The 24,335-nt window shown below is 62.0% G+C and carries 23 protein-coding genes and 1 tRNA gene; 11 read left to right on the forward strand and 13 right to left on the reverse strand.

Annotated features, from left to right (window positions below; all coding sequences use genetic code 11):
* The first annotated feature begins 29 nt into the window (after positions 1-29).
* The 3 genes from QKD99_RS09315 (at position 30) to QKD99_RS09325 (ending at position 4,337) form a co-directional block, all read left to right on the forward strand.
* Entirely contained in the window at positions 30-1,964 is a 1,935-nt protein-coding gene (locus tag QKD99_RS09315; protein ID WP_347951295.1) for a M13-type metalloendopeptidase, read from the forward strand.
* Positions 1,965-2,003: 39 nt separating this feature from the next.
* Positions 2,004-2,897, forward strand: a complete 894-nt coding sequence (locus QKD99_RS09320) for an alpha/beta hydrolase (protein ID WP_347951296.1) — start codon at positions 2,004-2,006, stop codon at positions 2,895-2,897.
* Positions 2,898-2,960: 63 nt separating this feature from the next.
* Positions 2,961-4,337, forward strand: coding sequence for a PepSY domain-containing protein (locus QKD99_RS09325; protein WP_347951297.1), 1,377 nt, complete (start codon positions 2,961-2,963; stop codon positions 4,335-4,337).
* On the opposite strand, the gene QKD99_RS09330 is transcribed toward QKD99_RS09325, so the two are convergent.
* The 5 genes from QKD99_RS09330 to QKD99_RS09350 all read right to left on the reverse strand — a co-directional run bounded on the left by QKD99_RS09330 (position 4,276) and on the right by QKD99_RS09350 (position 12,595).
* Positions 4,276-7,734 (reverse strand): arabinosyltransferase domain-containing protein, encoded by a 3,459-nt coding sequence (locus QKD99_RS09330; RefSeq protein ID WP_347951298.1) that lies wholly within the window; start codon positions 7,732-7,734, stop codon positions 4,276-4,278. The two genes, QKD99_RS09325 and QKD99_RS09330, sit on opposite strands and share 62 nt — an antisense overlap.
* Before the next feature lie 74 nt (positions 7,735-7,808).
* Positions 7,809-9,785 carry a galactan 5-O-arabinofuranosyltransferase gene (locus QKD99_RS09335; RefSeq protein ID WP_347951299.1) on the reverse strand — a complete coding sequence of 659 codons (1,977 nt, stop codon included), beginning with the start codon at positions 9,783-9,785 and terminating at the stop codon, positions 7,809-7,811.
* A 196-nt stretch (positions 9,786-9,981) separates the two neighbouring features.
* Entirely contained in the window at positions 9,982-10,740 is a 759-nt protein-coding gene (locus tag QKD99_RS09340) for a decaprenylphospho-beta-D-erythro-pentofuranosid-2-ulose 2-reductase (protein ID WP_284844614.1), read from the reverse strand.
* Between the two features lie 37 nt (positions 10,741-10,777).
* On the reverse strand, positions 10,778-12,193 hold the full coding sequence (locus QKD99_RS09345; RefSeq protein ID WP_347951300.1) for an FAD-binding oxidoreductase: 1,416 nt from the start codon (positions 12,191-12,193) through the stop codon (positions 10,778-10,780).
* 126 nt (positions 12,194-12,319) lie between these two features.
* Positions 12,320-12,595 (reverse strand): hypothetical protein, encoded by a 276-nt coding sequence (locus tag QKD99_RS09350; protein WP_347951301.1) that lies wholly within the window; start codon positions 12,593-12,595, stop codon positions 12,320-12,322.
* A 34-nt stretch (positions 12,596-12,629) separates the two neighbouring features.
* Here QKD99_RS09350 and QKD99_RS09355 point away from each other — a divergent pair, with 34 nt between their 5' ends.
* From QKD99_RS09355 to QKD99_RS09370, 4 genes are read left to right on the forward strand one after another with little or no spacing between them, the layout of a single operon-like run.
* On the forward strand, positions 12,630-13,094 hold the full coding sequence (locus tag QKD99_RS09355; RefSeq protein WP_049377070.1) for a hypothetical protein: 465 nt from the start codon (positions 12,630-12,632) through the stop codon (positions 13,092-13,094).
* A 9-nt stretch (positions 13,095-13,103) separates the two neighbouring features.
* Positions 13,104-14,012 carry a hypothetical protein gene (locus QKD99_RS09360; RefSeq protein WP_347951314.1) on the forward strand — a complete coding sequence of 303 codons (909 nt, stop codon included), beginning with the start codon at positions 13,104-13,106 and terminating at the stop codon, positions 14,010-14,012.
* Between the two features lie 11 nt (positions 14,013-14,023).
* Complete coding sequence (locus tag QKD99_RS09365; RefSeq protein WP_284769274.1) at positions 14,024-14,464, forward strand: GtrA family protein; 441 nt, start codon at positions 14,024-14,026, stop codon at positions 14,462-14,464.
* Between the two features lie 40 nt (positions 14,465-14,504).
* The gene (locus QKD99_RS09370) at positions 14,505-14,654 is read left to right on the forward strand and encodes a hypothetical protein (RefSeq protein WP_284766416.1); all 150 of its coding nucleotides are present in this window, start codon (positions 14,505-14,507) and stop codon (positions 14,652-14,654) included.
* Here QKD99_RS09370 and QKD99_RS09375 read toward each other — a convergent pair.
* Positions 14,651-15,574 carry a glycosyltransferase family 2 protein gene (locus QKD99_RS09375; protein ID WP_284766415.1) on the reverse strand — a complete coding sequence of 308 codons (924 nt, stop codon included), beginning with the start codon at positions 15,572-15,574 and terminating at the stop codon, positions 14,651-14,653. The genes QKD99_RS09370 and QKD99_RS09375 overlap by 4 nt on opposite strands.
* Positions 15,575-15,668: 94 nt before the next feature.
* Between QKD99_RS09375 and QKD99_RS09380 the strand changes: the two genes are divergently transcribed.
* On the forward strand, positions 15,669-16,337 hold the full coding sequence (locus QKD99_RS09380) for a GNAT family protein (RefSeq protein ID WP_347951302.1): 669 nt from the start codon (positions 15,669-15,671) through the stop codon (positions 16,335-16,337).
* On the opposite strand, the gene QKD99_RS09385 is transcribed toward QKD99_RS09380, so the two are convergent.
* Both QKD99_RS09385 and QKD99_RS09390 read right to left on the reverse strand, forming a co-directional pair.
* Positions 16,334-17,137, reverse strand: a complete 804-nt coding sequence (locus tag QKD99_RS09385; protein WP_005323203.1) for an ABC transporter ATP-binding protein — start codon at positions 17,135-17,137, stop codon at positions 16,334-16,336. The two genes, QKD99_RS09380 and QKD99_RS09385, sit on opposite strands and share 4 nt — an antisense overlap.
* Positions 17,138-17,183: 46 nt before the next feature.
* The gene (locus tag QKD99_RS09390; protein WP_239279113.1) at positions 17,184-18,035 is read right to left on the reverse strand and encodes an ABC transporter permease; all 852 of its coding nucleotides are present in this window, start codon (positions 18,033-18,035) and stop codon (positions 17,184-17,186) included.
* 213 nt (positions 18,036-18,248) lie between these two features.
* On the opposite strand from QKD99_RS09390, the gene QKD99_RS09395 reads away from it, so the two are divergent.
* Positions 18,249-19,505, forward strand: a complete 1,257-nt coding sequence (locus QKD99_RS09395; RefSeq protein ID WP_299139661.1) for an aminotransferase class V-fold PLP-dependent enzyme — start codon at positions 18,249-18,251, stop codon at positions 19,503-19,505.
* Here QKD99_RS09395 and QKD99_RS09400 read toward each other — a convergent pair.
* Positions 19,502-20,458: an NAD(P)H-quinone oxidoreductase gene (locus QKD99_RS09400; RefSeq protein WP_284815834.1), complete on the reverse strand. Its 957-nt coding sequence runs from the start codon at positions 20,456-20,458 to the stop codon at positions 19,502-19,504. The two genes, QKD99_RS09395 and QKD99_RS09400, sit on opposite strands and share 4 nt — an antisense overlap.
* Before the next feature lie 177 nt (positions 20,459-20,635).
* Between QKD99_RS09400 and QKD99_RS09405 the strand changes: the two genes are divergently transcribed.
* Together QKD99_RS09405 and QKD99_RS09410 are read left to right on the forward strand one after the other, a co-directional pair.
* Positions 20,636-20,719: transfer RNA gene (locus QKD99_RS09405), tRNA-Ser, on the forward strand.
* Between the two features lie 226 nt (positions 20,720-20,945).
* Positions 20,946-21,206: a hypothetical protein gene (locus tag QKD99_RS09410; protein WP_347951303.1), complete on the forward strand. Its 261-nt coding sequence runs from the start codon at positions 20,946-20,948 to the stop codon at positions 21,204-21,206.
* A gap of 27 nt (positions 21,207-21,233) precedes the next feature.
* Here the strand turns inward: QKD99_RS09410 and QKD99_RS09415 are convergent, their stop codons facing one another.
* From QKD99_RS09415 to QKD99_RS09430, 4 genes are read right to left on the reverse strand one after another with little or no spacing between them, the layout of a single operon-like run.
* On the reverse strand, positions 21,234-22,232 hold the full coding sequence (locus QKD99_RS09415; protein WP_347951304.1) for a ThiF family adenylyltransferase: 999 nt from the start codon (positions 22,230-22,232) through the stop codon (positions 21,234-21,236).
* Positions 22,229-22,690, reverse strand: a complete 462-nt coding sequence (locus tag QKD99_RS09420) for a molybdenum cofactor biosynthesis protein MoaE (RefSeq protein ID WP_301715877.1) — start codon at positions 22,688-22,690, stop codon at positions 22,229-22,231. Before QKD99_RS09420 ends, QKD99_RS09415 begins: the two co-directional genes overlap by 4 nt.
* On the reverse strand, positions 22,680-23,159 hold the full coding sequence (locus QKD99_RS09425; protein WP_347951305.1) for a MogA/MoaB family molybdenum cofactor biosynthesis protein: 480 nt from the start codon (positions 23,157-23,159) through the stop codon (positions 22,680-22,682). Before QKD99_RS09425 ends, QKD99_RS09420 begins: the two co-directional genes overlap by 11 nt.
* On the reverse strand, positions 23,156-24,292 hold the full coding sequence (locus tag QKD99_RS09430; protein ID WP_347951306.1) for a molybdopterin molybdotransferase MoeA: 1,137 nt from the start codon (positions 24,290-24,292) through the stop codon (positions 23,156-23,158). The genes QKD99_RS09425 and QKD99_RS09430 overlap by 4 nt, the downstream gene beginning before the upstream one ends.
* Positions 24,293-24,335: the final 43 nt, after the last annotated feature.

The raw sequence follows: 24,335 nt of genomic DNA on the forward strand, positions 1-24,335 counted from the left end.
TCTTGCTGCTTTGACCTAGAGTGGCAAGCATGAAAGATCTTTATCAACTAGTCAATGGACCCTGGCTGGAAAGCCACGTCATTCCCGATGATCGCGGCGTGGATGGCACCTTCCACGCGCTGCGCGATGAGGCGGAGGAACTCGTGCACGAGATCGTGGACAAGGACACCGGCCGCCCAGGCAAGCTCTATGCCTCCTTTATGGATACCGAGGGAGTCAACGCGGCCGGCATGGCTCCATTGGACGCGGATCTGGACCGCCTGAGCGCAGCCGACCCGGAAGAACTGGCGCAGCGCCTGGGTGAACTTGAGCGCACCGGCGTCGGCTCCCCGGTGACCTTCTGGGTATCCAAGGACTCCGGTTCCGAGGACGCCATTGCTTATGTCATCCAATCCGGCCTGGGCCTGCCGGATGAGGCTTATTACCGCGAGGAAGCCCACGCGGAAACGCTGAGCGCTTACGAAAAGCACGTGGCCGAGATGCTGGAATTCCTCGACCCAGCCCGCCTCTTTGGCCTGGGCGCCGAGGTAGCCGCCCAACGCATCGTCAGCTTGGAAAAGGAGCTGGCCGCTGGCCATTGGGACGTGGTCTCCACCCGCGATGCGGTTAAGACCTATAACCCCTGCGAATTTAGCGAGCTGCCCACCATGACCCGCGCTCTGCTCTCTGGCGGCAACCTGCCAGAGCACCGCGTGGTCAATATGATGCCGTCCTACCTCGAGCACTTCGAGAGCCTCTTTACCACCGCGCGCATGGCCGATTGGCAGCTGTGGGCCACCTGGCACATCCTGCGCTCCCGCGCGGCCATGTTGCCGGAGGAAGTAGGCGCGAAGAACTTCGAGTTCTATGGCACCAAGCTCTCCGGCGCTACCCAGCAGCGCGACCGCTGGAAGCGCGCCGTGGGCTTAGCCGAGTCCCTCGTGGGCGAAGAGATTGGCCAGGTATTTGTGGATAAGCACTTCCCGGCCTCTTCCAAGCGCGAGATGGATGAGCTGGTGGACTACCTCATCGCCGCCTACCGTGAGCGCATTTCCCAGCTGGAGTGGATGACCCCAGCCACCCGGGAGCGCGCGCTGGAAAAGCTTTCCCAGTTCAAGGCCAAGATTGGCTTCCCGGACTCCTGGCGCGATTACTCCGGGCTCGAGGTCTCTGGCAAGGGCGCGGACCTGCTGGCTAATGCCCGCGCCGGCTCCGCCTTCTCCCATGACTTTGAGCTGGCCAAGATTGGCAAGCCGGCCGACCGCGATGAATGGGTGACCACCCCGCAGACGGTCAACGCCTTCTATAACCCGGTGGTCAATGACATCACCTTCCCGGCCGCCATCCTGCGCCCGCCGTTTTATAACCCGGAGGCCGATGCCGCAGAAAACTTCGGCGCCATCGGTGCCGTCATCGGCCATGAGATCGGACATGGCTTCGATGACCAGGGCTCGCAATTTGATGGCCAGGGCAACCTGAACTCCTGGTGGTCCGAGGAGGACCGCACGGCCTTTGACAAGCTCACCGCCAAGCTGGTGGAGCAGTTCAATGGCCAGGTACCGACGGTGCTCAAGGAGGCCGGCATCGACTCCACCGGTGTCAACGGCAGCTTCACCCTGGGCGAGAATATCGGTGACTTGGGCGGTTTGGGTATCGCTGTGGTGGCTTTCAAGAACTACTGCGCCGATAAGGGCATTGACCTGCAGGGCAAGGAGGAGAAGTTCGAGGCAGACGGCGCCGAGCCGGAGTTGGCCGAGCACACCTACACCGGCCTGCAGCGCTTTTTCCTATCCTGGGCCCGCGTGTGGCGCACCGCCATCCGCCCGGAGATGGCCACCCAGTACCTGGCCATTGACCCGCACTCGCCGGCGGAGTTCCGCTGCAACCTCATCGCTGCCAATATCGCGGAGTTCTACGAGTCCTTTGACGTAGCGGAGGATTCCGCCATGTACATTGCGCCAGAGGATCGCGTCACCATCTGGTAGCCCTTTTAGCCGGTAGGCGGTGCGCGTAGGCTCGGTGGCATGACTAACGCAGATGCTAACCAGGACCCGCACCGCCCGCTGGAGCCCGGCCAGGAATGGCACATCGGCGGCCAAGACCGCCAGATGGAGGAGAAGGAACAGCTCGAGCAGCTTGTTGCCTATATCGACGCCCACTATGACACCCCGGATTTTCGCCCGCCGTGGGCCGGGGGCGGCTCCCCTGAGGCGGACCAATATTGCGCGCTCTTGCCGGATCGCATTACCCATGCGGCAATGATGGTGCTCGGTACTGCGGTGGATCATGCGCTGCCAGGTACTGCGTACACGGAAGGCATTAGCGTAGAAGAGTCCGAGGTGGGTGCCATTTTCCGGCCCAGCACGCCCACCGGCCGGTGGGCGGTGTCGCTGCATTCGGGCGGCTGGTGGCGCGGCGGTGGCCAAGCGCTGGAGATGCAGTGGCGCCCCGAGGTAGCCGCCGCCGCGCAGCTATCCGGCACCACCATCATTGACGTGGATTATCCCCTCGCCCCCGAGCACACCGTGGCGGAGATGGTCACTGCCGTGCAGCAAGCCATCGACTATGCCCGCGAGCAGGGTGCTTCTAGCGTTACTACCTGGGGTTATTCCTCCGGCGGGGCGCTGGCGGTGCTGGCGCCTGCCGACGCCCTCCTGCTCACCTTCCCCGATTTCGATGCCCTGGCAAACCTGCCGGAGGACCTGCGCGCCGGATACGGCATCCCAGCGGACCTATTTGAGCTTGGTCCGCACACTTTCGTGCAGACCGCCACCGAGGATGAGATTGCCGCGCGCGTTTCCGTGCCCGGTGCCGCGGCGCGCGATTATGTTTCCACCCACCGTGTGTCCACCCCGGCGGTGGCGCGGCAGCGCGTGCGGGATGCGGCGGCGTTCCTGGCAGGCGAGCTAGAAAAATAAGAGGTTCCTGGCGGTTCCATACTAAAAGGGAACTAGTTTCAACAAGGGTGCGACTAGTTCCGCATGACTATATCCACCCATGGCGCGCTATCGCGCCTGCATAAACTCGCCGGCGTTATCATCGCGCCCTTCCTCATAGTCGCAGCGTTAAGCGGCTTTCTCTACGCCTTGGCACCCACCTTTGAACCGTGGATTTATCACGATGAGGTAACCGCCACGGCGCCAGGCAACCCACGCAGCCTAGACGAGCAGATTGCCGCCGCCCAGCGCCAGCACCCGGACGGGGACGTGGTTCGAGTCGAGCCTTCCGAAGACCCGCAGGAGACCACCCGCGTGCTTTTCGACGACCCCACCGCCCCCAACTCCAGCTATACCCATGCCGTCTTTGTAGACCCGGTGGATCTACACATCACTGGTGAACTACAACAATATGGCGGCTCGCGGGCGCTACCTTTCCGCACGTGGGCATCTAATGGTCACCGCACTTTGTGGCTAGGCGAGCCGGGCCGCCTCTATGCCGAACTTGCGGCCTCGTGGCTCGGTGCGCTGAGCATCCTTGGTCTTTACCTGTGGCTTAAGCGTAAGCAGAAGAATAGAAAGCGGCTTTCCAAGCCGCTGACGTTGCATGCCCGCGTGGGCACTTGGTTGCTGCCAGGCTTTCTCTTCCTGACCGTCACCGGCCTGACGTGGTCGCTGGTGGCGGGTACCGCGATTGGCAAGGTGCGCGAGGAATTGAATTGGAAGGAGCCGTCCGTGGCAACCTCCGTTGCGGAAGTGGGCGCTAGCACTGAGACGGGGGAGCATTCCGGCCACGCTGGTCACAAGGGCCATGCGAGCCATGCGGGACACGAGGGCGCTGCGAAACTTGTCGGGGCCCAAACCGCATTGTCGGCAGCACGCAGCCAAGGCTTGACCGGGGTTCTGGAGATGACCCCACCGGAAAAGCCAGGTGATGCGTGGGGCGTGCGCGAGGCTCGTGCGGCCTTTAAGCTGCGCAGTGATGCCGTAGCAGTGACTCCGAACGGGGAGGTTATCGACCGCATCAATTCCGCCGACTGGCCGCTTGCCGCACAGCTAACCTCGTGGCTCATCCAGCTGCACATGGGGACGCTTTTTGGCATCTATAGCCAGATCGCCTTGGCGGCGCTGGCCTTGGGATTGCTCGTGGTGAGTATCGCGGGTCTGCGGATGTGGTGGATAAAGCCGCGCCGCGGCCTGCCCGAGCTAAAAATTACCCCCGCCGTGCTGGCGGGGGTGATGGCCTATTCGATCATCGCGCCGCTCTTTGGCGCCTCGCTTGTGATCTTTTTCCTAGGCGATTGGGTTGTGCGGCGGTTGCGCGCCCCGCAGCGGGGCCGAGGCGCTGCCGCAGGTGAGACTATTCCTCGCCCTCGGGGCGAATCTTCATCTCGGAGTCTTTCCACAGACCGGAACGGGTAACGTCCTCATAATCGATCTCGGCGGGGACTGGGGCATTGCCCTGTGAATCGGTACGCAGCTCGTACTTTTCAATGGCACCCCAATCGCGGGCCCAGTCATTATTGAGGTAGCTCGGGATCTCATAGGAGTAGTTGACCGCCTCCGCGGTGGACATGGCGCCACCACCGGAGAAGGACTGGAAGTCCGTTAGCGAGGTCTGCGCCGAGGAATCCGGCAGGACGCGGTACTCCGGGATTTCCGTCACACCGGCAAAGTGGTCGAAGGTGCGCTGACATGGGAACTGCAGGGCTACGGCCCAGTCCAGCAGCGCCGGGGTGTCCTTGGAGAACTGGTTATTGATGGTATCCAGCTCCGGTACGCGCGGCGGGGTAAAGGCCAGCCAATCTTCCTCATCGGTGGAATCATCCGTGGCTACCAGGCGCACCACGTTGGCGTCTTGCGGCAGCTTATCCAGCGGCAGGCGCAGGTTGCGCCACTTCGGCGTGGCGCCGACGGCGGAGAGTTCTTCCTCGCCGGTATTGGTGACCTTGCCGGAGTCATCGATGGTGCCGTACTCGAGGCGAAGCTCCATGCCTTCTTGCTCCACCCCGTTGACATCGTGGTGGTAGATATTGCCGGCTGCGGACACGGCGAGAACCGGGGTATTGTCCTTGGCCTCTGGCAGGTTGTACCACTTGGTGGTTACTTCAGAGGTGGAGTCTTGGCCCTCGTTATAGGAACCGAGCACCGGCACCTTGGTGTAGTCCAGGTTGAATGGCAGGTGCATGGTGGAGCCATTGACGCCCTGGGTGCCGCGCACGCCGCCCTCAGAGGTATTGGTGGTTTCCTTGGACTTCTTGTCCTTCTTATCCTTCGACTCCTGGGAATCGGCAGAATCGCTCGCGCCGCCGGATTCAGCATCCGCGCCGGAGGTAGCGGTCTCGGCGCTATCGGAGGAGGAATCGCTAGAGCCATCCGCGATGGCACCCACGGAGGCGGAGTTTTGGTTTTCCGGCTCGATGGATTCCGGGATGAAGTTCGGGTCGAAGCCAGTGTGGGTTTCGTCCTCATCCACCAGGGAATCGCCCAAGTCGCCGTCCACCGGGGTCAGGAAGGAGTCATTGGTATTGGTCTCCACCATGGTCTGATCCGCCAGCGCGCAGGTATTGCCGCGCAGAGAAGCCAGGTTGCCCTTGCCCACGGAGTAGGAATCCGCCTGGGAGACGGTGGCCTTAGCAAAGGAAGCACAAGAAAGGGCTACCACGATGGCGCAGGCCAGGGCGATGGGCGCGGACATGATGCCGGCCGAACGCGAGACCTTGGCGGCGGCATTCTTTTCAAACTCCGCGAGTGCTCCCGCCTCTTCCGCCTGGGACTTGCGGTAGCTATGGCGCAGGGACTGCACCACGCCGATGGCGAAAATGATGAGGGCGATGGCGAGCAGCACCTTATTGGCCTCGATGGCCTTGAGCTGCACCGTGCGATCCCACCACGGAATGCCAAAGGAGGATACGTACCACCAGGCGTTCCAGCCGGCGAAGGAGATGGCGAGCAAGAAGACCACCGCGGCGATGGCGAAGGTGCGAGCGCGCGGCGAACGCAGCGCAAACTGAGAGAGCACCACGGCACCGAGGGCGGCGATGACACCGGCCACGCCGGCGTAGATGCCAAAGTGGTGGGTCCACTTGGTGGGGGTGAACATGAGGAAGAACATGGACAGCGCCACGATGATGAGCAGGCGCTGGGTCGGGCCGACGGCAGCACCAACGACGCGGCGGTCCTTGATAAAGGCCGCCACGATGAGCACCAGGCAGAAGAGCATGGTGAAGACCGCGAAGCGGCGGGTCAGCGAGCCATCCACGGATTCCTGGAAAAGGGTGGAGTAGCGCGCGTACTCGGCGTACCACGGCAGGGAGGGGCCGACCTCGGAGCGCACGCGAGTGGATTCCAGCACGGTAGACAGCGTCTGGTCACCAAAGGCGGCGACCATGATGGCGGTGCCAGCGCTCAGGAACGGCGCAATGAGCGAAAGCCAGCCGAGGGCGCCACCGCCCATGGACGGTACGCGCTCGGCCATGGCACGGAAGAGGTGCGGCAGGCTAACCAGGAAGACGCCCACGGCAAAAAGGCCGGTGGGGCCGGCGGCCAAGGTGATGGTTGCGGCGATGGTGCCCACGGCCGCCGGAAGCAGGCGGCGGGTGGCAATGGCGCGCTCGAAGGAAGCCCAGGTAAACATCACACCGAGCGCCACGATGGGCTCTGGGCGAGTGCCGTTGTTATACGGCAGCCAGAAGGCCAAGAACATCAGCGCTGCGGTCCAGTGGGCGACCCGGCGGCCGTCGACAAGCTGGCCAAAGCGCGGCAGCATCTCGCGGGAAAGGATAAACCAGATGATGAGCCCGGAAATCAGGCCCGGCAGACGCACGAAGACCGAGGCGGTAGAAATCTGGGAGAGTACGGCAACCAGGTCGTAATAGGGGGAGCCAAAGGGCGCCTCCGGCACGCCGTACCAGCGGTAGTAATTGGCCATATAGGTCGCGTGATCGAAGACGCGGCTCATGGAGAAGATGAAGCCATCATCGGAGGTATTGGCGCCGAGGATGTACCAGAATCCCAAAATGGCAGCGACCACGCCATCGAGCGGGCGCACCTTCTTCCACGTCTCGGGCATGAAGCCGAAGCGGCGGCCATCGAGGCGGTCGATGCGCCACAGGCAGAACAGGGACACGACCACCATGGCGATGCCCATCCACATGGCAATGGTCTTGAGCAACGTCGGGGACGAGGTAAAGCGGGAGTTGATATCGACGTGGACATTGAGGCCATCGTCAAGCAGGGCTTGCACGTCAGCCTTATCGTCGATTTCGGTATAGACACCGGTGACCTGCGGGCGCAGATCCTCCTCGGTGGTCTTTTCATGCTCGCCCACGCTCACGGAGGTGCCATCGCCCGAAGCGGAAATTTCAATCTTGGCGTCCTTGGGGAGCTTGGCTACCTCTTTGGCATTGAGGGTAAGCAGCACCTCATCCAAGGACACAACGGACAGGCCCTCGTCATTCGCGCGGACGAAAAGGCCGCGATTGGAGGCCTTCTTGGACTCCGGCGGGACGGTGCCGTAGACCATGGACTGGCCCTCGCGCAGTTCATCGACTGCGGAGATGGGGATGGTGGCCTTCAGGTCCTCCGGGGCGACGGAAATGAGCGGCGCGTTGATGGACTGCACGGAATCATGCTGCGGCCAATCATAAGAGGACTGGGTTTGGGTCACCGGCAGTAGCGGGGTCGCTACAAAACACAGGAAACCAATCAGCCCGGCAATGATTGCGGTCCACCGCAGGCCCGCGGGGGCGGCGGTGAAGCGGGAGCCGGCAGCGGCAGGTCGCGCTTGGGTGGTATTCGTAGTGAGGCTATCTGACACGGCGATTAGTTTACGTCAGATAACCCCCTCGGCCCGCGGGCACACCCTGCCGCGGGCGGGAAGTGTGGGTGAACTTACTTGGTGCGAACGGCTGTTACAAAGGGGCCGGTTTGCTGCAACTTCCAGCCTTCATCAAAAACGTCGGCATTGAAGAAGACCGCGCGGTAGCGAATATTCGGCTGGTTGGGATAGATATCTTCTGCCAGGTGGAACTTGAAGCCATCGTCCTTATTTTCCAGGTCGCCGCGGAACATCATGACATCCGGGCCGCGCCAGGGAGCAGAATCCAAGGCCTTGCGGAACTCCTCCGGCTGCATGTCCCAGGAATCATTGGCCCAAGTTTCAATCTGCTCGTTGCGGGTGCTGAACTCGCCCAAAGGATTGGCGTAGTGGCTGGTAAAGGCGTTAAAGCCCCAGTAGGGGTAATAAGACATGAAGGTCTTTTCATCCGTGAGCACCACCGTTTCATCCGGCGTATAGCCCTGGTCCTGAATGAAGTTGTGGATATCCAGGTAGTAGTGGGCGGAATCGCTGGTGAAGCGGTCCGCGCGTTCGCCGTAGCCATCGGTATCGCTATAGGCGTGATCGATGGCGTCCTCGTTAGCCTCTGGAATCTGCTGCGCATAGAAGACGCCGGCCAGGGCCAAGATGATGCCAAAGACCGCAGTGATCTGCTTATTGGTGGTGTGGGAGAAACGCGCCGGGTAGAGGCGGTGCACACCGAGTAGACGAATCTCTGCCAAGGCCAGGACGCCGGCGGTGGCAAAGAGGAGCACCACGATCACCTCGAGGCGGAAGCTGAGCAGCGTGGTACCGGCCAGGGTTGCCACCATAGACACCACGGTCCACAGGTAGGTGCCAAGGAGGGAGATGCCCAGCGCGCGTACCTCCACGTCATTGAGGCGGATGACGATGTAGATAAGCCCCATGAGGCAGAGGAAGCCCACAATGCTGAAAGACAGGAAAGGCACTGGAATTTGTGTGCCTTCCTCCGGCAGGTAGTGCTGCGCGGTGGTTTGCAGCGGCGCCGGTGAGTGCATGACCGACCATAGGTAGGGCCCCCAGGCGATAAGGGCGATGGCAATGGATCCTACCGCCATGATCACCAGGCGCAGGATGGGGCGCCACGTATGTTCATAGAGCGCGGTAAGCAGCGCGATGAGGCTGACTACGGTAAGTGCGGCCGCACCGGTGAAAAGGGTATAGAACGTAGCGGAAATGCCCAGGTAGAGCGTTACTCCCAGGGTGGCCAGCCAGGAGCCGCGGAAGGCGCGGGCGCTAAGTACCGCAATGGCGGGCAGCCCCATGGCAATGACCGCGGAATAGGGCTCCTCGGCCGCGATGGTGAGCGTAATCGCGGTGGTCACCAGGGCGATGGCGGTGGCGACCGGCAGGGAACTGGTCAGGCGTTGCCAGATGGGCACCAAAATACAGCCGGCTACGGCAATGGAGATGAGCGCCCAGGGCTGGTAGACCTCCCAGCCCGGAATTCCCATGAGCGCACCCAAGCGGCCGCCCAACCAGAACCAGCCAATGGGGTAAAAGGACGGCATGTCCTGGTAGTTCATGTCCGCATAGCCCATCTCATCCACCGAACGGGTGAGGAACTGGGTGCGGAAGGCCTGATCCACCTGCACGCCATCGAGCCACAAGCGGGAGGCGGACAGCGGCAGGCCCACGGCGGCCAGGGTCAGCAAAGCGGGAGACAGGTAGGTGACCGCGTAGGTCAGCCAGGCTCGCCAGCGCGGCCGGGTAAAGGAATCCTTGTAGTGGTCATAGAGCCACCACACGCACAGCCCGCCGGCCAAGGCCAGCGTGAGCACCACTCCCACCGTGGTCAGCGCGCGAGTGACCATGGAGGTATTAAAGGACGGCAGCGAGACCGTCTTGAAGGCAAACCAGCCCAGCAGCGTTACCACGCCACCGGCCAGGGCGGCCAGCACGATACCCAGCAAGGTCGCGCGAGGGGTCAGCGCATCGGCGCGGTAGGCCTCGGTGCGGTTATCCTCGCTCACGGGCGTTAACTGGGCGGGTACAGCGGTGCTTGTCATGCCCATTAGTTTCGCATACCCAAGCCCCACAGCCCAGATTTGGCGCGGGCAGGTGAGCACTTGCTTGCCGACGTCCCCCTGATACACCACCGCCCCCGTCACCTCCCTCGCCGCGGGGTGTGCGGCGAGGAGGTAGAGCGGGGGCGGGGCGGAGGCGAGCCGACCGGCTAGCGCCAGCGCGGAAAGCCGCGGCGTTTTAGAACGGCAGCTTGCGGAAGATGGCCTGCGGGATGAACTTGAATGCCAAAGACACGTACTCAAACAGTGGGTGTACGAAGATGGACTGCTTGCCCTCGAGCACGGCCTTGACGGTGGCCTCGGCAACGTCGGAGACGTTGACGGTCAGTGGGGCGTCGCCAGCCTCGGCGGACATCTTGGTGCGCACCTGGCCCGGGCGGACGACCAGCACGTTGGCGCCGGTGCCGCGCAGGGCCTCGCCCAGGTTGATGTAGAAGCCGTCCACGCCGGCCTTGGAAGCGCCGTAGACAAAGTTGGACCGGCGCACGCGCATGCCTGCCACGGAGGACATAGCGATGATGGTGCCGTGGCCTTGGTGCTTGAACTTCTCACCCAAGAGCACGCCTACGGACACCGGTGCGGTGTAGTTGGTCTGCGCGGAGGCGACGGCCTTGTCGTGGTTTTGCCACAGCTCTTCCTGGTCACCCAGGGTGCCGAAGGCAACGATGGCTACGTCGACGTCGCCGCGGGACCAGGCCTTATTAATAACGTCCGGGTGGGAGTCGAAGTCGGTGGCGTCGAAGTCCAAGACCTCTACGTCAGCGCCGCGGGATTCCAGGTCAGCCTTGGCCTGGGCGATGCGCGGGGACTCCGGCCGGGCGGCCAGGGTGACCTTGGCCGGGCCGCGCTGCAGGAACTCGGAGACGACGCCGAGGCCGATCTCAGAGGTGCCGCCCAGAAGCAGGATGTGTTGTGCTTGGCCTACTGCATTAAGCATGGTCAGTAAATCTCCTTAAAGGTGTTATTTCCAGTGATTAGTGCAGCTCGAGGCGGCGGGACATATCGGAGGCAAAGACGCCGGTCGGGTCGATCTCGTTGCGGGTCTTCAGCCAGCCTTCCATGCCCGGGTACATCTTGTGGAAGTTCTCCGCGGAGGTGCGGGATTCCTTGGCCAGGTAGAGGCGGCCGCCGAATTCCATCACGCGGCGGTCCAGGTCATCCAGGAACTTGCCCAGGCCCGGACGGATGGGGAAGTCCACGCAGACATTCCAGCCCGGCATCGGGTAGGACAGCGGCGCGCGGTTGCCTTCACCGAAGAGTTTGAACACGTTGAGGGCGGAGTAGTGGCCGGAGCGCTGCATATCGCGGATGATCTCCTTGAACGGCTCCACGGCCTCGGTCGGTACCACGAACTGGTACTGCAGGAAGCCCTTGGAACCGTAGCCGCGGTTCCACTCGCCGATGAGATCCAGCGGCTGGTAGAACTGCGTCAGATTCTTGACCTGGTTTTTCGCTGGTGCACCCATGGTGTAGTACGCCAGACCCACAGCGGAGAGGGAGAGCTTATTCATGGTCCAGGACGGGAAGATATCCGGCACCGTCATCAGCTGCGGCGCATTGAACTTCAGTGGGTCCTTGGCCAGCTTCGGGGCGAGCTCTTCCAGCTGTGCCAGGGTGGCCAGCGAGCCGCGGGAAATGGTGGAGCGGCCCAGCTTTGGTTCTGGTGAAATGACATCGAACCAGGCGGAAGAATAGGTGTAGTTGTGCTCGGAACCATCGGAGTGGAAGGCGATGGTCTCATCCAAGTTATCGGTGCGGTCCGTATCCGCGATGAAGTAGGCGGTTTCCGTCTTGGTCATGCGGATGGTGGCGCGCAGGATGATGCCGGTCAGGCCCATGCCGCCGACGGTGGCCCAGAAGAGGTCGCCGCTCGGGTCATCCTCGGATCCCTCCGGGGTCAGGTGCAGCACGCGTCCATCGGCCACGAGCAGCTCCATGGAGACCACGTGGTTACCAAAGGAACCGGCGGAGTGGTGGTTCTTGCCGTGAATATCCGGGCCGATAGCACCACCGATGGTGACCTGGCGGGTACCCGGTAGAACCGGAACCCACAGGCCATATGGCAGGGCGGCCTTCATCAGCTGATCCAAGGTGACGCCGCCATCGACGTCCACCAGAGCGGACTCCGGGTCGATGGAGTGGATCTTATTGAGCTTTTGCATGTCGATGACCAGGCCGCCGCCATTTTGGGCGGGGTCACCGTAGGAGCGGCCCATACCGCGGGCGATGACGCCGCGGCGCAGGTGGGCGGGCTTATCCGAGTTATCTTCTGCAACCTGGGCCATGGCCTTCTTAATGACGTCCACGTCTTCGGTGGCGAGAACGTGGGCGGTCGTCGGGGCGGTGCGGCCCCAGCCGTGCAGGGACTTTTCAGTGGTATGTAATTCCATCTCTTACTCTTTGCTCGACGGATTTATGTCGCTTCTCTAGCCTACCTAGCTCACACGAGGGTGGTTGGAGTGAACCGAGTGATATTCGGTACAAAACGGACGGTTGTACTGCCCGAATGTGCCCGTTTACAGATCCATGAGTGTGCGGATCTCCTCCGGCAGCTCCTCCTGGGATTCAATAATCGGGCCATCATACTCCCGCAAAAGTTCATAGACGCGAGCCCGTGAGGAGGAATCCAGCATGGGCAATTCCTCTGCCATCAGGCGAGTCATGAAAGGGCTCAACGGCACATCGGTATGCTCCGTGGCCTCGAAGTGGCCGTTGCGCTTATCGTCCTCCGCGCGCACATCCTGTGCCGCCTGCTGCGCCGGCGTCATATGCTTTGTCTTTTCCGAGTACATGCGCATTAGCTTACCGCCGCTTAAAGTAGTCGCTATGACCAACAACCGTGAGACGCACGATCAGCGCCAAGACAACTACGCCCTCGATGACACCCTGGCTGGCCGTATCACCCAGGCCGCCGCCGTGGGCATTGCGACCTCCTATCCGGATTGGATCACATCCAAGGGCGGCTTGATTACCGCGTATACCTTGTCTTTCTTTGGCTTTGGCGCCCTAGTGGCCTATACCAACGCGCACGCTGAGCAGGACGGCGATGAGCCGCGCTCGCCGCAGGATAGTGCCGATCAAGGCCTCAAGCCCTGGGCTATTTTTGCCGCCGTGGTGCTGCTGCTCATCCTGGGCGGGTGGATGAACGTTGCCCTTTCCCGCCGGATGGTGAAGTTCCTGCGCAAGCGCGGTGCCAAGCGGCCGTGGACCCTCTTGGGCGCCATTGGGGCGGCGCTGACGTTCCTCATTAGTGAGCTGGAAGCGCGCGATATTGCAAAACTAGCTTCCTAAAACTTGCGTATGGTGGGGCTCATGAATGCAGGGGTCACCGATATCGCACAGGCGCGGGCCAAACGCGCCGATGGCGTGGTATCCCTCAAACGCGAGCCCCTCACCATCATCTGCCAAGCCGCGAATATTCGCGCCGATGGCGAGGTGCACCGCCAGATAGGTTTTAGCGATGCTCTGACCTTCACCGAGCTGCACCGCGTGCTGCGTATCTGCTTTGGCCTGCCGGAGGAGGAATCCCCCTGGCACTTTTATGAACACACCGAGGCCCGTGGCCCGCGCATCGATCCGGAGCGCCAGGCCTCCGAATTCCTGTGGCGCGAGGGCGATCAAATCGACTTCGCCTGGGGATTGTGGGACTTCGAGCTGGTAGTAGCCGAGATTTATCCCCGCGATAACGGCACCCCAGAGGCGTTATGCGTGGGTGGCTCCGGATCGCTCTTTCAGCCCTTTGAGCTGACCAGCGTGAACCGTGAATTGACTGGCCAAGAGGTTACCGATGAAGTCTTTTCCGCGGTATCGTCCCCCGTGCGCAATTTGATTGAGCGCACCAAACTCTATGATTTTGTCCCGCTGCTGCAAGCGATGGACCTAGGCAGGGAAACCGACCTCACACCGCATACCGCCCGCGTGCTCGCCAGCCTGCCGCGCGAGGTGACCCATGAGGGCAAAGACGCCTTTTGGTCCATGGCGCTGGCCCTATCCTGCATGGGTGGCGCGGAGCTGACCGATTCCGTCGTGGAGACCACCATGGATGCGCTCGGCTGGGTCAATGACGATGGCACGGCGCTCTCCGGCGCCGACGTGCGGGAGCTGTGTGCGGCGTCTCTACAGCAATTAGCCGGGGTAGGCGCTTATGGCGCCGAATCCGCCGCGCCGGTGGATCGGTTGGACATGTACCGAGCGCTCTTGCGCGGGTAGGCTACTCACTCGTGACTAATTCCGCTGACGACGCCGTAGAAGTAAAGCCCTCGTCCACCTCGCTGCATACCCAGCTGGTGCGTTTTATTTCCGTGGGCGTATTTACCGCCGCCATTGACTATGGGCTCACGCTGCTATTGACCTATTTGGGGCTGCACCGTTCCGCCGCCAAGGCCATCGGCTGGGTCTTTGGCACCATCGCCGCCTACCTAGCCAATGCGCGGTGGACCTTTGGGGCGAAGGTATCTGGCCGCACGGCCGCGACCGTGGGCATCTTGTACGCCTCTACCTTTGCGGTCCAAAACTTCCTGTACTGGGTGCTCAATGAGCCGCTTATGGCCCTCGGCTTTGAGGGGGCGGTGAAAGACACCATCGCCTTCGTCATCGCCCAAGGCGTGGCCACGGTGACCAACTTTGCCATTCAAAGGGTCTTTATCTTTAAGGAAAAATAGATGGCAGCAGCCTCCTCACGGACGTGGCGCGGCGCGGGCGGTGGGCTTTATCGTCGGTACCTGGGCGGCCTATCTGCTCAATCGCCGCTGGACCTTCCAAGCCAAAGCCACCGCGGTGAATTTTGCGGTGCAACGCTGGATTTTTAGGAAGGCGGGGGTCCGGGGCGTCGCCAAGCAGGATCCGTCCTAGCCCTGGTGAGGTCGGCGGAAATCTTCTTGGCGCCCGCGGTTGTGGAGCTTTAGCCATTCGATAAAGCCGGCCGGATCGTGGCGCTGGACCAAGAAGAACCAGCCAAAGCGGGCAAATTCCTGGGGTAGTAGTTTGCGCATGCCGCGCTGCCACAGCAGGTAGCCGCGATTGCGGTAGGTGAAAAAGCGCTTGAACTCACCTTCTGGGTACTGGGTATGCATCTTCCCGCCCAGGATGGGTTTGAACTCATCCGATCCGTCCGGGTGCAGGTAGCTGGTGGTCAGCGCCGTGCCGAAGGAGAGACCGGAATTAACCAGCCGGCGGTGGTATTCCACCTCATCGCCGCGGATAAATAGCCGGTAGTCCGGCACACCAATGATCTCCATGGCCGCGGCGGAAATCAGCGCGCCGTTAAAAAGCGAGGCGATGCCGGGCAGGAAATCGCCCTCCAGCTCGTCCATCCGGCGGCGCCATACCAGCCCCTGGCGCAGGGGGAAGGCGAGGCGGCCGGGATCGTCAATATTGCATACCGCCGGGGAGACCTCATGCAGGCGGTTGGCTTCTGCCACTCGATACAGCTCCGCTAGTACCGCGTGATCGGCAGGGCGGCCGTCATCATCGGCGCACCATACGGCATCGGCGCCCAAAGAAAGAGCGGTAAGAAAGCCCAGTGCAAAGCCACCGGCGCCGCCCAGGTTGGTTTCCGAGGGCACGTAGACGCCCCGGTCACCCGCCATGGATTCGACGAGTTCGCGCACCGCATCTTCCGCGCCATTATCTACCACGACTACCCACTGCACGGGGTGGGTTTGGTGGACTACCTGTTCAAGCGAGGCCCGCAGTAGCTCGGCGCGCTGATGGGTAACAATGACGGCGGCGGTGGAACCGGTGGAAGTCAGGGTGGCAGTCATGGGTTCCATCTTGCCACCGGGGTAGGGGACCAGCGCAGAAACACTCCGCGTGGGTGAAGCGAAAAGTAGATATGACCGCAGCGTTGTGGATACTGTGAAGCGTATGGAAAGTATCTGGCCGCCTTTTGCGGTGACCATACGGGCCAGCGATGATTCTGGCCGTGGAGTCGACCTGCGCGTCATGCGCGATGAAGACATCGCGTGCGTGGCCCAAGTCGGTGCGGCAGATATCTATGGCGCGAATATCCCAGAGCACGCCTTTCCCTGGCTCTTTGATAAGAAGATGAATACCCCCGCCGCCATGGCGCAGCACCGGTGGGAGCATCGTGCAAAGCTATGTACCCAAAAGTGGACCCTGGATTTCATCGCCCGCGACGTAGAAACCCAAGAAATGGTGGGTGTGGTGGACTTGGTGGCAGAAAACTTTGCGGCCGCGCGGGAGGTGGAAACCGCATCATGGGTATTACACCGCTTCCAAAGCCAAGGCTATGGCACGCTTATCCGCCAAGCGGTGGCCGAGTTTTCCTTCTCCCACCTCGATGCGCATTCGCTGCGCACCAGTTGGATAGAGACTAATCTTGCCTCAGCCCGGGTGAGTGAAAAGATGGGCTACCGCATAAGTACCGAGAAAAAGGAAGAGCCTGCCGGCCCAGAAAAAATTAACCAGCCGGTGGTTAGCGCGCGACTTAGCGCCACGGACTATCACCGGCCGGAAGGGCTGCGGGTGGACGTGAAAGGTGTGGGGGACCAGTTGCTGCGTATGCTCAGCTAGTTGCCGCTGGTGTCCTCATTTTCAAAACGCTCGCGCAGGTCGCGCACGTACTCACCCACCTCAGGGCCTTCGTATTCACCGACAACCTCGGAAACCTCGCCCACCGAGCGGATCTCGCCATGGTCGATCCACAGCGCGGTATTACACAGCTGCGCCAAGAAGTCATTGGAGTGGGAGGCAAAGACCAGGATGCCGGAGCGCTTCACCAGCTCTTGTAGGCGTACACGGGCCTTGGCCATGAAAGCAGCGTCGACGGCGCCGATGCCCTCATCCAACAGCAGGATTTCCGGCTCAATGGACGTCACCACGCCGAGCGCCAAGCGCACGCGCATACCGGTGGAATAGGTGCGCAGCGGCATGGAGAGATAATCGCCGAGTTCAGAAAACTCCGCAATCTCATCCATCTTTTTCTTCATCTGCTTGATGGACTGGCCCAAAAAGAGGCCACGGATAATGATGTTGTCGTAGCCAGAGACCTCTGGGTCCATGCCCACGCCCAAATCAAAGACGGGGGCCACGCGGCCGCGCACATCGGCAGAACCACGGGTGGGCTCGTAAATGCCAGACAAAAGGCGCAGCAGGGTGGACTTGCCGGCGCCGTTATGGCCCACCAAACCCACACGGTCGCCCTCGCGCAGGTGCAGGTTAATATCCTTTAGTGCCTCCACCACGACGGTATTCTGGGCGTTTTTGCCAATGGCGCCGCCGGCGGAAGAAAGCATGGCCTTCTTTAGCGAGCGGGATTTGGCATCAAAGATGGGAAAGTCCACGCACGCGTTATACGTATCAATCGAGACCATCAGTCTGTATCCTTTCCAGGAATCTCAGGAAGTGCAGGGCGTGGGCTTAAACCCAGTAGCTGACGCGGAAGCGCCACTTGCGCATGACCAAGCCGGCGATGAGCAGGCCGAGTACGGTGCAACCGATGACGATCCACCAGTGGTAGGCGGCCACCGGCTCGCCGATCATGGGCGCACGGACGATTTCCAGGTAGTGATAGAGCGGGTTGATTTCCGCGATGCGGGCGCGGCTGGACACCGCACCGCCCTGCTCCTTCAAGGTATTGGTCATCCACACAATCGGGGTGACGTAGAACAGCAGCTGGGTCAGTGCTTCAAGCAGCGGAGCGACGTCACGGAAGCGGGTAGCGATGATGCCAAAGAACATCGTGACCCACACGCCGTTAACCAGCAACAAGGCCAAACCTGGGAGGAAGAGGAAGAACTCCCACCCCAAGTTGCGCGGGAAGATAAGGATAAGCAGCAACCAGATGATGAGGTTATGGCCCAAAAACAGCGTCTGGCGCCACACCAAGCGGTATACGTGTACCGACAGCGGGGCGGGGAGCTGTTTAATCAAGCCCTCGTTGTCAATGAAGACCGTGGAGCCTTCCTTGATGCAGCCCGAAATGAAGGTCCACATAATAAGGCCCACGGTGACGTGGGGGAGGAACTCCGCGACGGGAATCTGGAAGAGCATGGAATACAACAGGCCCAAGGCAAGGGCCATCACGCCGGTGGCGATGGTGATCCAAAACGGGCCCAGGACAGAGCGGCGGTAGCGCTGCTTAATATCTTGAATGCCCAGTTTGAACCACAGCTCGCGCTGCTGTGCACCCTGCGCCAGGTCCGCGAAGGCGGCCTTGAGGGTCTCGGACTGGGACGCTGGGGTGGCCTCGCCGTCTGGCTGGGAGGTCATGCGGGCGATATCAGCGCGCAGTTGATTGTTATCTTGCACGCTCAACACCCTAGCGCGCGGGCTGGGCAAACGGGAACTACACGCCGCCAGCCTGCGAAAACAGCGATATACAGCGAAAATCCAGATTTGGGAAACTTGGGGCAAACGCGTATACAGTAGGGAACCGACCGCCACTGTGTGGCGATGCCTAGTGCGATAAAGAAGGGGACCGTAATGCCAGCAGGAGCTTCGGCACACTACGACGTATTCAGTGTGCGCGGTTTATACACCGGGCTATCTGATGGTTGGACCTACCTCAACGCGCACGCGGTGCCCCAAATCTCTGAGCGCGTCGCCTCCGGCGTGGCGCGCTCCTTCCGGATGTCTACTGCAGTGGCCACCCAGGAGGGGCCAGGCGGCGCCCACTCTGCCACTCCCGCGCCGGGCCGTTTGGAAGGCGATGGTAATTACACCGCCGCACGCATGGCTGTAGCGGATCTGACCGGGTCCAAGGCAGACCGCGTGGTGCTTGGCCCGTCCTTGCCCGTGTTGTACCAGTCCTTGGCGCACGCGGCCCGCCCGCTGTTGGGCAGCAATTCCTCGGTGGTGCTCTCCAAACTGGATCCGCCGTCTTTGTACTCGGCGTTTTCTGAGGTCAAGGCAGAAACCCGGTGGGCCCAGCCAGATTTGGGCACGGGTGAGCTGCCAGGTTTCCAATTTGCCGAGCTTGTCGATGGCTCCACGCGCCTCGTCGCTTTTTCCGCCGCGCACGAGCTTTTGGGCACGGTCTCCCCGGCCGCCGAGATCATTGACACCGTCCATGAGCGCTCCCGTGCCTGGACGCTTCTCGACGTCTCTGCGATCGCCCCCTACCGCCCCATCAACTTTGATGATCTCGGCGCCGATATCTTGGGCCTCGACCTGGGACTGCTGGGCGGACCGCAGCTAGCAGCTTTGGTCTTTCGCGATACGCGCATGTTCCGCCGCCTCGATGCCCTCGATCCGGTGCATACCGGCAAGGGCGCCCGCAAGCTGGAAACACCCATTTCCTCTGGCCTGGCCGGCGGTGTCGGACCGCTCGTGGACCACCTTGCTGCCCTGGCCGGTGGGGAGAGCGGCTCGCGCCGCAAGCGCTTGCGTACCTCCATGGATGCGCTCAGCGCCTATTTGGAGGAGTTGCGCGCGGACCTGTATTCCTTCTTGAGCACCCTGCCCGCCGTGCATATTCTTGGCGTGACCGGGGAAGCGGCCGCCGGCGCGTCCGACGATCGCCTGCCGCGCCTCACCTTCGCAGTAAAGGGTGTTCCGGCCGAGACCGTGTACAAGCGACTCTTTGATAACGGCCTTGTTACCACGCTTGCCCCGCAGACTCCGTTGCTCACGGAGATGGGCGTGGAAGAAATTGGCGGTGCCGTTACCGTTGCGCTCGGCCCCTTCAATACCTATCACGACGTCGAGCATCTCATCCGCGTTGTAGCCTCACTGGCTTAAACGGTAAGCACCAAGGTGCCGGTGACCTCGCCGCTGTCTAGGGCGGTGTGGGCTTGGGCGGCGTCGGCAAGCGGGTAAGTGGCGTGCAGTGCGTGCTTTACGCGGCCGTCCTCCAACATGGGCCACACGTTTTCTACCGTGCCCGCCACAATCTGTGCCTTATCCTCCAGATCGCGGGCGCGCAGCGTCGTGCCTTGGATGGTCAGGCGCTTGGGCAGCATGGCGCCCAAGTTGATTTCCGCCTTGGTGCCGCCCTGCATGCCAATGATGATGAGCTTGCCGTCCTTAGCCAGGCACTTCATATTCTTTTCCAGATATTTCGCGCCGATGATGTCCAAAATGACATCGCAGCTTCCCTTCAACTCTTCTACGAAGTCGTGCTCCTTATAGTTGATGAGAATATCGGCGCCCAGCTCGCGGCAACGCTCCAATTTCTCCTGCGACCCGGCCGTCACCGCCACCTCTGCGCCGAGGACCTTGGCTACCTGAATGGCAAAAGTGCCAATGCCGCCGCCTCCGCCATGGATGAGGACGCGCTGGCCCTCGTGAAGGCCTGCCTCAATGCCCAGGTTGGACCACACGGTGCATCCGACCTCAACCACCGCTGCAGTTTCCTCGACGCTCAACCCCTTGGGCACGGGAAGCAGCTGGCCCTGCGGAACCGCGACGTATTCGGCGTAGCCACCACCGGCAAGCAGGCAGCCCACCTCGGTGCCTACCTCCCAGTTCGTATCCCCGGCATCGGCAATGGTGCCTGCTGCTTCTAAGCCCAAGATTTCCGACGCCCCCGGTGGCGGCGGATAGGCACCCATCGTCTGCAGGATATCGCCGCGGTTAACGCCGGCCGCCTGCACCTTCACAAGCACTTCGCCGGGGCGCAGCTGCGGGACGTCAACTTCGCGGAGCTCTAAGGACCGACGATCCTGCGGGTCGGTCTGAACGATAGCCTTCATGTGTGTTGTAGTCATGGGCCCAATCTAACGAACCTTGTGTGTCCTGTGCCACGAAATTCGGAGTATCCTACGGTGACATTCAGTGCTGCAGGTGGCTTTTTGGGAAACCGGGCTATCAATTTAGTACACTGACTAAGTTGCTTCGTAGGCGCGAAGAGCGTTTACGAAATACAACGTGGAGACGTGGCAGAGCGGCCGAATGCACCGGTCTTGAAAACCGGCGAGGTAATACCTCCGCGGGTTCAAATCCCGCCGTCTCCGCAGCTGCCTAAGCTTCCTTTCTAAGTTAAGGGAGCATAGAAGCTTATAGCTTCTGAGTGAGGGAGAGCAGCATTAAGGCACCCTACCGAATCGGTAGGGTGCCTACTCACGTTTTGGGACGGATGCGCTGGGCGACAGTGAAACTTAAGTCCACGGCCAGACGGCGTTTACATTGAGCTTCTACCTTGAGGTACGGAATTTCAAACACCGTTAACGTTGAGGCACTATGACAAATTACATTTCCTACTTGGCCGAGGAGCAGATACCGGCATCGTATGACTGGCTATGGAGCGGGCTAGGCGCCGTCATCGTTATTGGTCTGTTGGTCTTTTGGGTGGCCTCCCTCATTTCCATCATCGGTTCGGGATATAGCGGAGGCGTCAAGGTATTGCTGGTGATGGCGGCATTTGCCTACCCGTTCCTCGGGCCACTTGTCTGGTTTCTTTTTGCGCGAAATAAGGAGCATAAGACCCGAATGGGCCGTTAGGCTGCGGTCTTGCCAAGGGGCATTCGGTTACTGCTGCTCGAGCCAGGAATTGATGCCGCCGCGCAAGGAGACGACGTGAGGGAAGCCGCGTTTGCGGAGGACATCAACGGCTTGGGCGGAGCGGATGCCACTGGCGCAGTAGATTACGGCCGCAGCATCTGGTTCGATGTCGGGATCTTCGCCGGCGAGGATGCGGTCGAGCTCAAAGTGAGTGGAATTGGGGATAGCGGATTGGGCGCGCTCGGGGGAGGTGCGGACGTCGATAAGCGGGGCGTGTAGGGGAACCTCGCGGACCTCGGGGGCGTCGGCAGGCTGGGTTGGTTGCGCGCCGGTGGACTGGAGCGGGATGTATTCCCAGGTACCGGAAAGGGCGTCGAAGTAGCCGAGCGTGCCGATGAGTGGGGTGCCTACGCCGGTGATGAGTTTGAGCGCTTCGAGCGCCATGGCGGATCCGACGACTCCGACCACCGGGCCCAGAACTCCGGCCTGGGAGCAGGAAGGAACCTCGCCGGGTGCGGGAGCGGTGGGGAAGACATCCTCGTAGACGGGGCCGTGGCCGGACCAGAACACGCTGAGCTGTGCGTCGAAGCCGAGGATGGAGGCCCATACGTGCGGGATGCCGAGCTCGTGGGCAGCCCAGGAGCTGAGGTAGCGGGCGTCGAAGTTATCGGTGCCGTCGAGGATGAGATCGCAGCCGTGTAGCTGCTCGAGCGCTGTCGCTGATTCGAGGCGGCCGTGGCAGGTGATGTCCACCTCTGGATTGAGCGCGCGGACGGCGGCCGCGGCGGAATCCGTCTTCGGTGTGCCGATGGCGGCGGTGGTGTGGATGACTTGGCGGTGCAGGTTGGAGGGGGAGACCACGTCGTCGTCGAAAAGCGAAATGCGGCCCACACCTGCGCCGGCGAGGTAGAGCAGGGCCGGGGAGCCCAGGCCGCCGGCGCCAATGACCGCTACGTGGGCATCGCTGAGCTTGCGCTGGCCCTCCTCGCCCCAGAGCGCCTCCTGGCGGGCATAGCGGATACTCATTCCAGACCCACCCAATTGGTGGAGCCATCGCCATGGCTTTGTTCCTTCCAGATGGGGACTTCCGCCTTGACGCGATCGGCGCATTCCTCGGCGGCACGGAAGGCATCGCCGCGGTGCGCGGCGGCGGCTACTACGGCAAAGGCGAGGTCGCCAACCTTGAGATCCCCCGTGCGGTGGGCGGCCCACAGGCGCACTGGGTGGTTGGCTGCGACGGAATCGGTAACGTCTTGCAGCTTCTCTGGCGCAGATGGGTGGGCGCTATAGGAAAGTAGGGTGACATTCGGCCGGCCGCCATCGTGATCGCGGACGATGCCCTCAAAGGTGACGACGGCACCCATGGCGGCCGTGGCGGCCTCTTCCTTGGCAGCGGCAAGGAGGGATTCTAGGGGTTGATCGCTCAGTAGCGTGCCAATGGTGCAGCCGGTTTGCTCGGCCACATAGGAGGGATCAGTGCTCATGTTTTCCTTCTAACATATCGACGATCGGAACGATTAATTCTTCCAAAACCGCGCAGCCGTCTTTTACCCCGCCGGTGGAACCGGGAAGCGTCATAGCAAAGGTGGAGTCATTGACGCCGGCAATGGCGCGAGAAGCCACCGCGGTGGGCACGCTTTCCAATCCCTTCTGCCAGAAGGCGACGGCGATGCCGGGCAGCTCGCGGGTGATATGTGGCGCTACGGCCTCTACCGTGCGGTCATCGTGTGTCAGTCCAGTGCCGCCAGAGGTGAGGATGACCGAGGGCTTTTCCGCGAAGGCGGCGGCAACGGCGGCGGCAATATCGGCATCGGGGACGATGCGTGCGTCGGGGCAGTCAAAGCCCTTGCGGCGCAAGAAATCCACCGCGATAGGTCCGGAGCGATCGTCGTAGATGCCCGCGGCGGCGCGAGTAGAGGCGACGATGACGATGGCGGTGCGCTGTGGACTCATAGTGGGTAAACCTCCACTTCTTGGCCTTCTTCAAGGCGTTGACCGGCAGGAATGCGGATGAGATGGGTGGCGTCTGCCGCTTGGGCGAGCAGGTGGGAGCTGGCACCACCGAGGATATGGGCGCGGGAATCGACGCGCCCGCGGCGAAATTGCTCCTTGTGCGGGAGGCCGTCGATGCCCGCGGCAAGGGGGACGTGGAAAGGCTCTGGTGCCCAGCCGAGCGCAGGCGCGACGAAGAGGCGGAAACTTACCAACGTGGAAATGGGGTTTCCAGGCAAGCAGATCACTGGGGTGTTGTGAAAAGTGGCGATGCCCTGCGGGCCGCCGGGCTGCTGGTCCACATGGCCGAACCAGCCATCGAGTACCTGGCGGACTACTTCAAATTTCCCGGCGGAAATTCCGCCTGAAGTAATGATGGCGTCCGGGCGGTGCTGCGCTATGGCCTCCCTGAAGGTTAGGTCCAGGGCCTTGGGGTCATCGTCGGTAGTGATATAGCCTGCGACGTCGATACCGGCGCGGCCGGCCATTGCCGTCAAAAGTGGCGCATTGGCATCCGGAATGGCGGCGCTGCCGTGGCCGATTTCCGCGCCGCCGGTGCAGATAAGGATGCGGGCGGGGCGGTAGACCTCTACCGCGTCGATTCCTTGAGACGCGAGGGCGGCCAAGCGCACCGGCGTGAGCTTGTCGCCGCGGGCGGCGAGGAGGGCGCCTTCTTCCAGGTCGGAGCCGGTGCGGCGGATGAATTGGCCTGGCGAGGTCTCTGGCACGGTGATGCGAGCACCTGGGGAGAGGAATTCTTGTGGTTCGCAGCGCTCGATGGGCACGATAGCTGCAGTTCCTTCCGGCACCTTGGCGCCGGTCATGATGGGGCAGGCACCGGCAAGCGGGCCGTCGAGTACCTGGGCGGGCTCAGTGCCGGCCGCGATGGTGGGGCCCACCGGGTAGGTCCCGGCCGCGCACTGCGGGAGGGCGTAGCCATCCATCTGGGAGTTATCAAAGCGAGGGGAGGGGAACCCGGCGTGGATATCCGCAGCTAGCACCATATCCTGCGCCTGGTGAAGGGCTACGGTGGTGGCCTGGCGTGCGGGCAGGGCCGCGGCGACCTCGCGCGCGTGAGTCTCGGGTGTGCGCATGGCGGCTAGTTTACCCGCGGTCTCGACATGGCATGGGCGTGCG

This window comes from Corynebacterium sp. c3Ub_189, from assembly GCF_039907195.1.
GTDB lineage: Bacteria > Actinomycetota > Actinomycetes > Mycobacteriales > Mycobacteriaceae > Corynebacterium.

Excerpts from the sequence above, each read along its gene's own strand:
- QKD99_RS09410 (WP_347951303.1), top strand. The coding sequence starts at position 20,946 with ATGACAAATTACATTTCCTACTTGGCCGAGGAGCAGATACCGGCATCG.
- QKD99_RS09360 (WP_347951314.1), top strand. The coding sequence starts at position 13,104 with ATGGTGGGGCTCATGAATGCAGGGGTCACCGATATCGCACAGGCGCGG.
- QKD99_RS09325 (WP_347951297.1), top strand. The coding sequence starts at position 2,961 with ATGACTATATCCACCCATGGCGCGCTATCGCGCCTGCATAAACTCGCC.
- QKD99_RS09430 (WP_347951306.1), bottom strand. The coding sequence starts at position 24,292 with ATGCGCACACCCGAGACTCACGCGCGCGAGGTCGCCGCGGCCCTGCCC.
- QKD99_RS09390 (WP_239279113.1), bottom strand. The coding sequence starts at position 18,035 with ATGACCTCCCAGCCAGACGGCGAGGCCACCCCAGCGTCCCAGTCCGAG.
- QKD99_RS09395 (WP_299139661.1), top strand. The coding sequence starts at position 18,249 with ATGCCAGCAGGAGCTTCGGCACACTACGACGTATTCAGTGTGCGCGGT.
- QKD99_RS09355 (WP_049377070.1), top strand. The coding sequence starts at position 12,630 with ATGACCAACAACCGTGAGACGCACGATCAGCGCCAAGACAACTACGCC.
- QKD99_RS09375 (WP_284766415.1), bottom strand. The coding sequence starts at position 15,574 with ATGGAACCCATGACTGCCACCCTGACTTCCACCGGTTCCACCGCCGCC.
- QKD99_RS09340 (WP_284844614.1), bottom strand. The coding sequence starts at position 10,740 with ATGCTTAATGCAGTAGGCCAAGCACAACACATCCTGCTTCTGGGCGGC.
- QKD99_RS09425 (WP_347951305.1), bottom strand. The coding sequence starts at position 23,159 with ATGAGTCCACAGCGCACCGCCATCGTCATCGTCGCCTCTACTCGCGCC.
- QKD99_RS09400 (WP_284815834.1), bottom strand. The coding sequence starts at position 20,458 with ATGAAGGCTATCGTTCAGACCGACCCGCAGGATCGTCGGTCCTTAGAG.
- QKD99_RS09345 (WP_347951300.1), bottom strand. The coding sequence starts at position 12,193 with ATGGAATTACATACCACTGAAAAGTCCCTGCACGGCTGGGGCCGCACC.
- QKD99_RS09320 (WP_347951296.1), top strand. The coding sequence starts at position 2,004 with ATGACTAACGCAGATGCTAACCAGGACCCGCACCGCCCGCTGGAGCCC.
- QKD99_RS09380 (WP_347951302.1), top strand. The coding sequence starts at position 15,669 with ATGGAAAGTATCTGGCCGCCTTTTGCGGTGACCATACGGGCCAGCGAT.
- QKD99_RS09385 (WP_005323203.1), bottom strand. The coding sequence starts at position 17,137 with ATGGTCTCGATTGATACGTATAACGCGTGCGTGGACTTTCCCATCTTT.
- QKD99_RS09350 (WP_347951301.1), bottom strand. The coding sequence starts at position 12,595 with ATGTACTCGGAAAAGACAAAGCATATGACGCCGGCGCAGCAGGCGGCA.
- QKD99_RS09415 (WP_347951304.1), bottom strand. The coding sequence starts at position 22,232 with ATGAGTATCCGCTATGCCCGCCAGGAGGCGCTCTGGGGCGAGGAGGGC.
- QKD99_RS09420 (WP_301715877.1), bottom strand. The coding sequence starts at position 22,690 with ATGAGCACTGATCCCTCCTATGTGGCCGAGCAAACCGGCTGCACCATT.
- QKD99_RS09335 (WP_347951299.1), bottom strand. The coding sequence starts at position 9,785 with ATGACAAGCACCGCTGTACCCGCCCAGTTAACGCCCGTGAGCGAGGAT.
- QKD99_RS09315 (WP_347951295.1), top strand. The coding sequence starts at position 30 with ATGAAAGATCTTTATCAACTAGTCAATGGACCCTGGCTGGAAAGCCAC.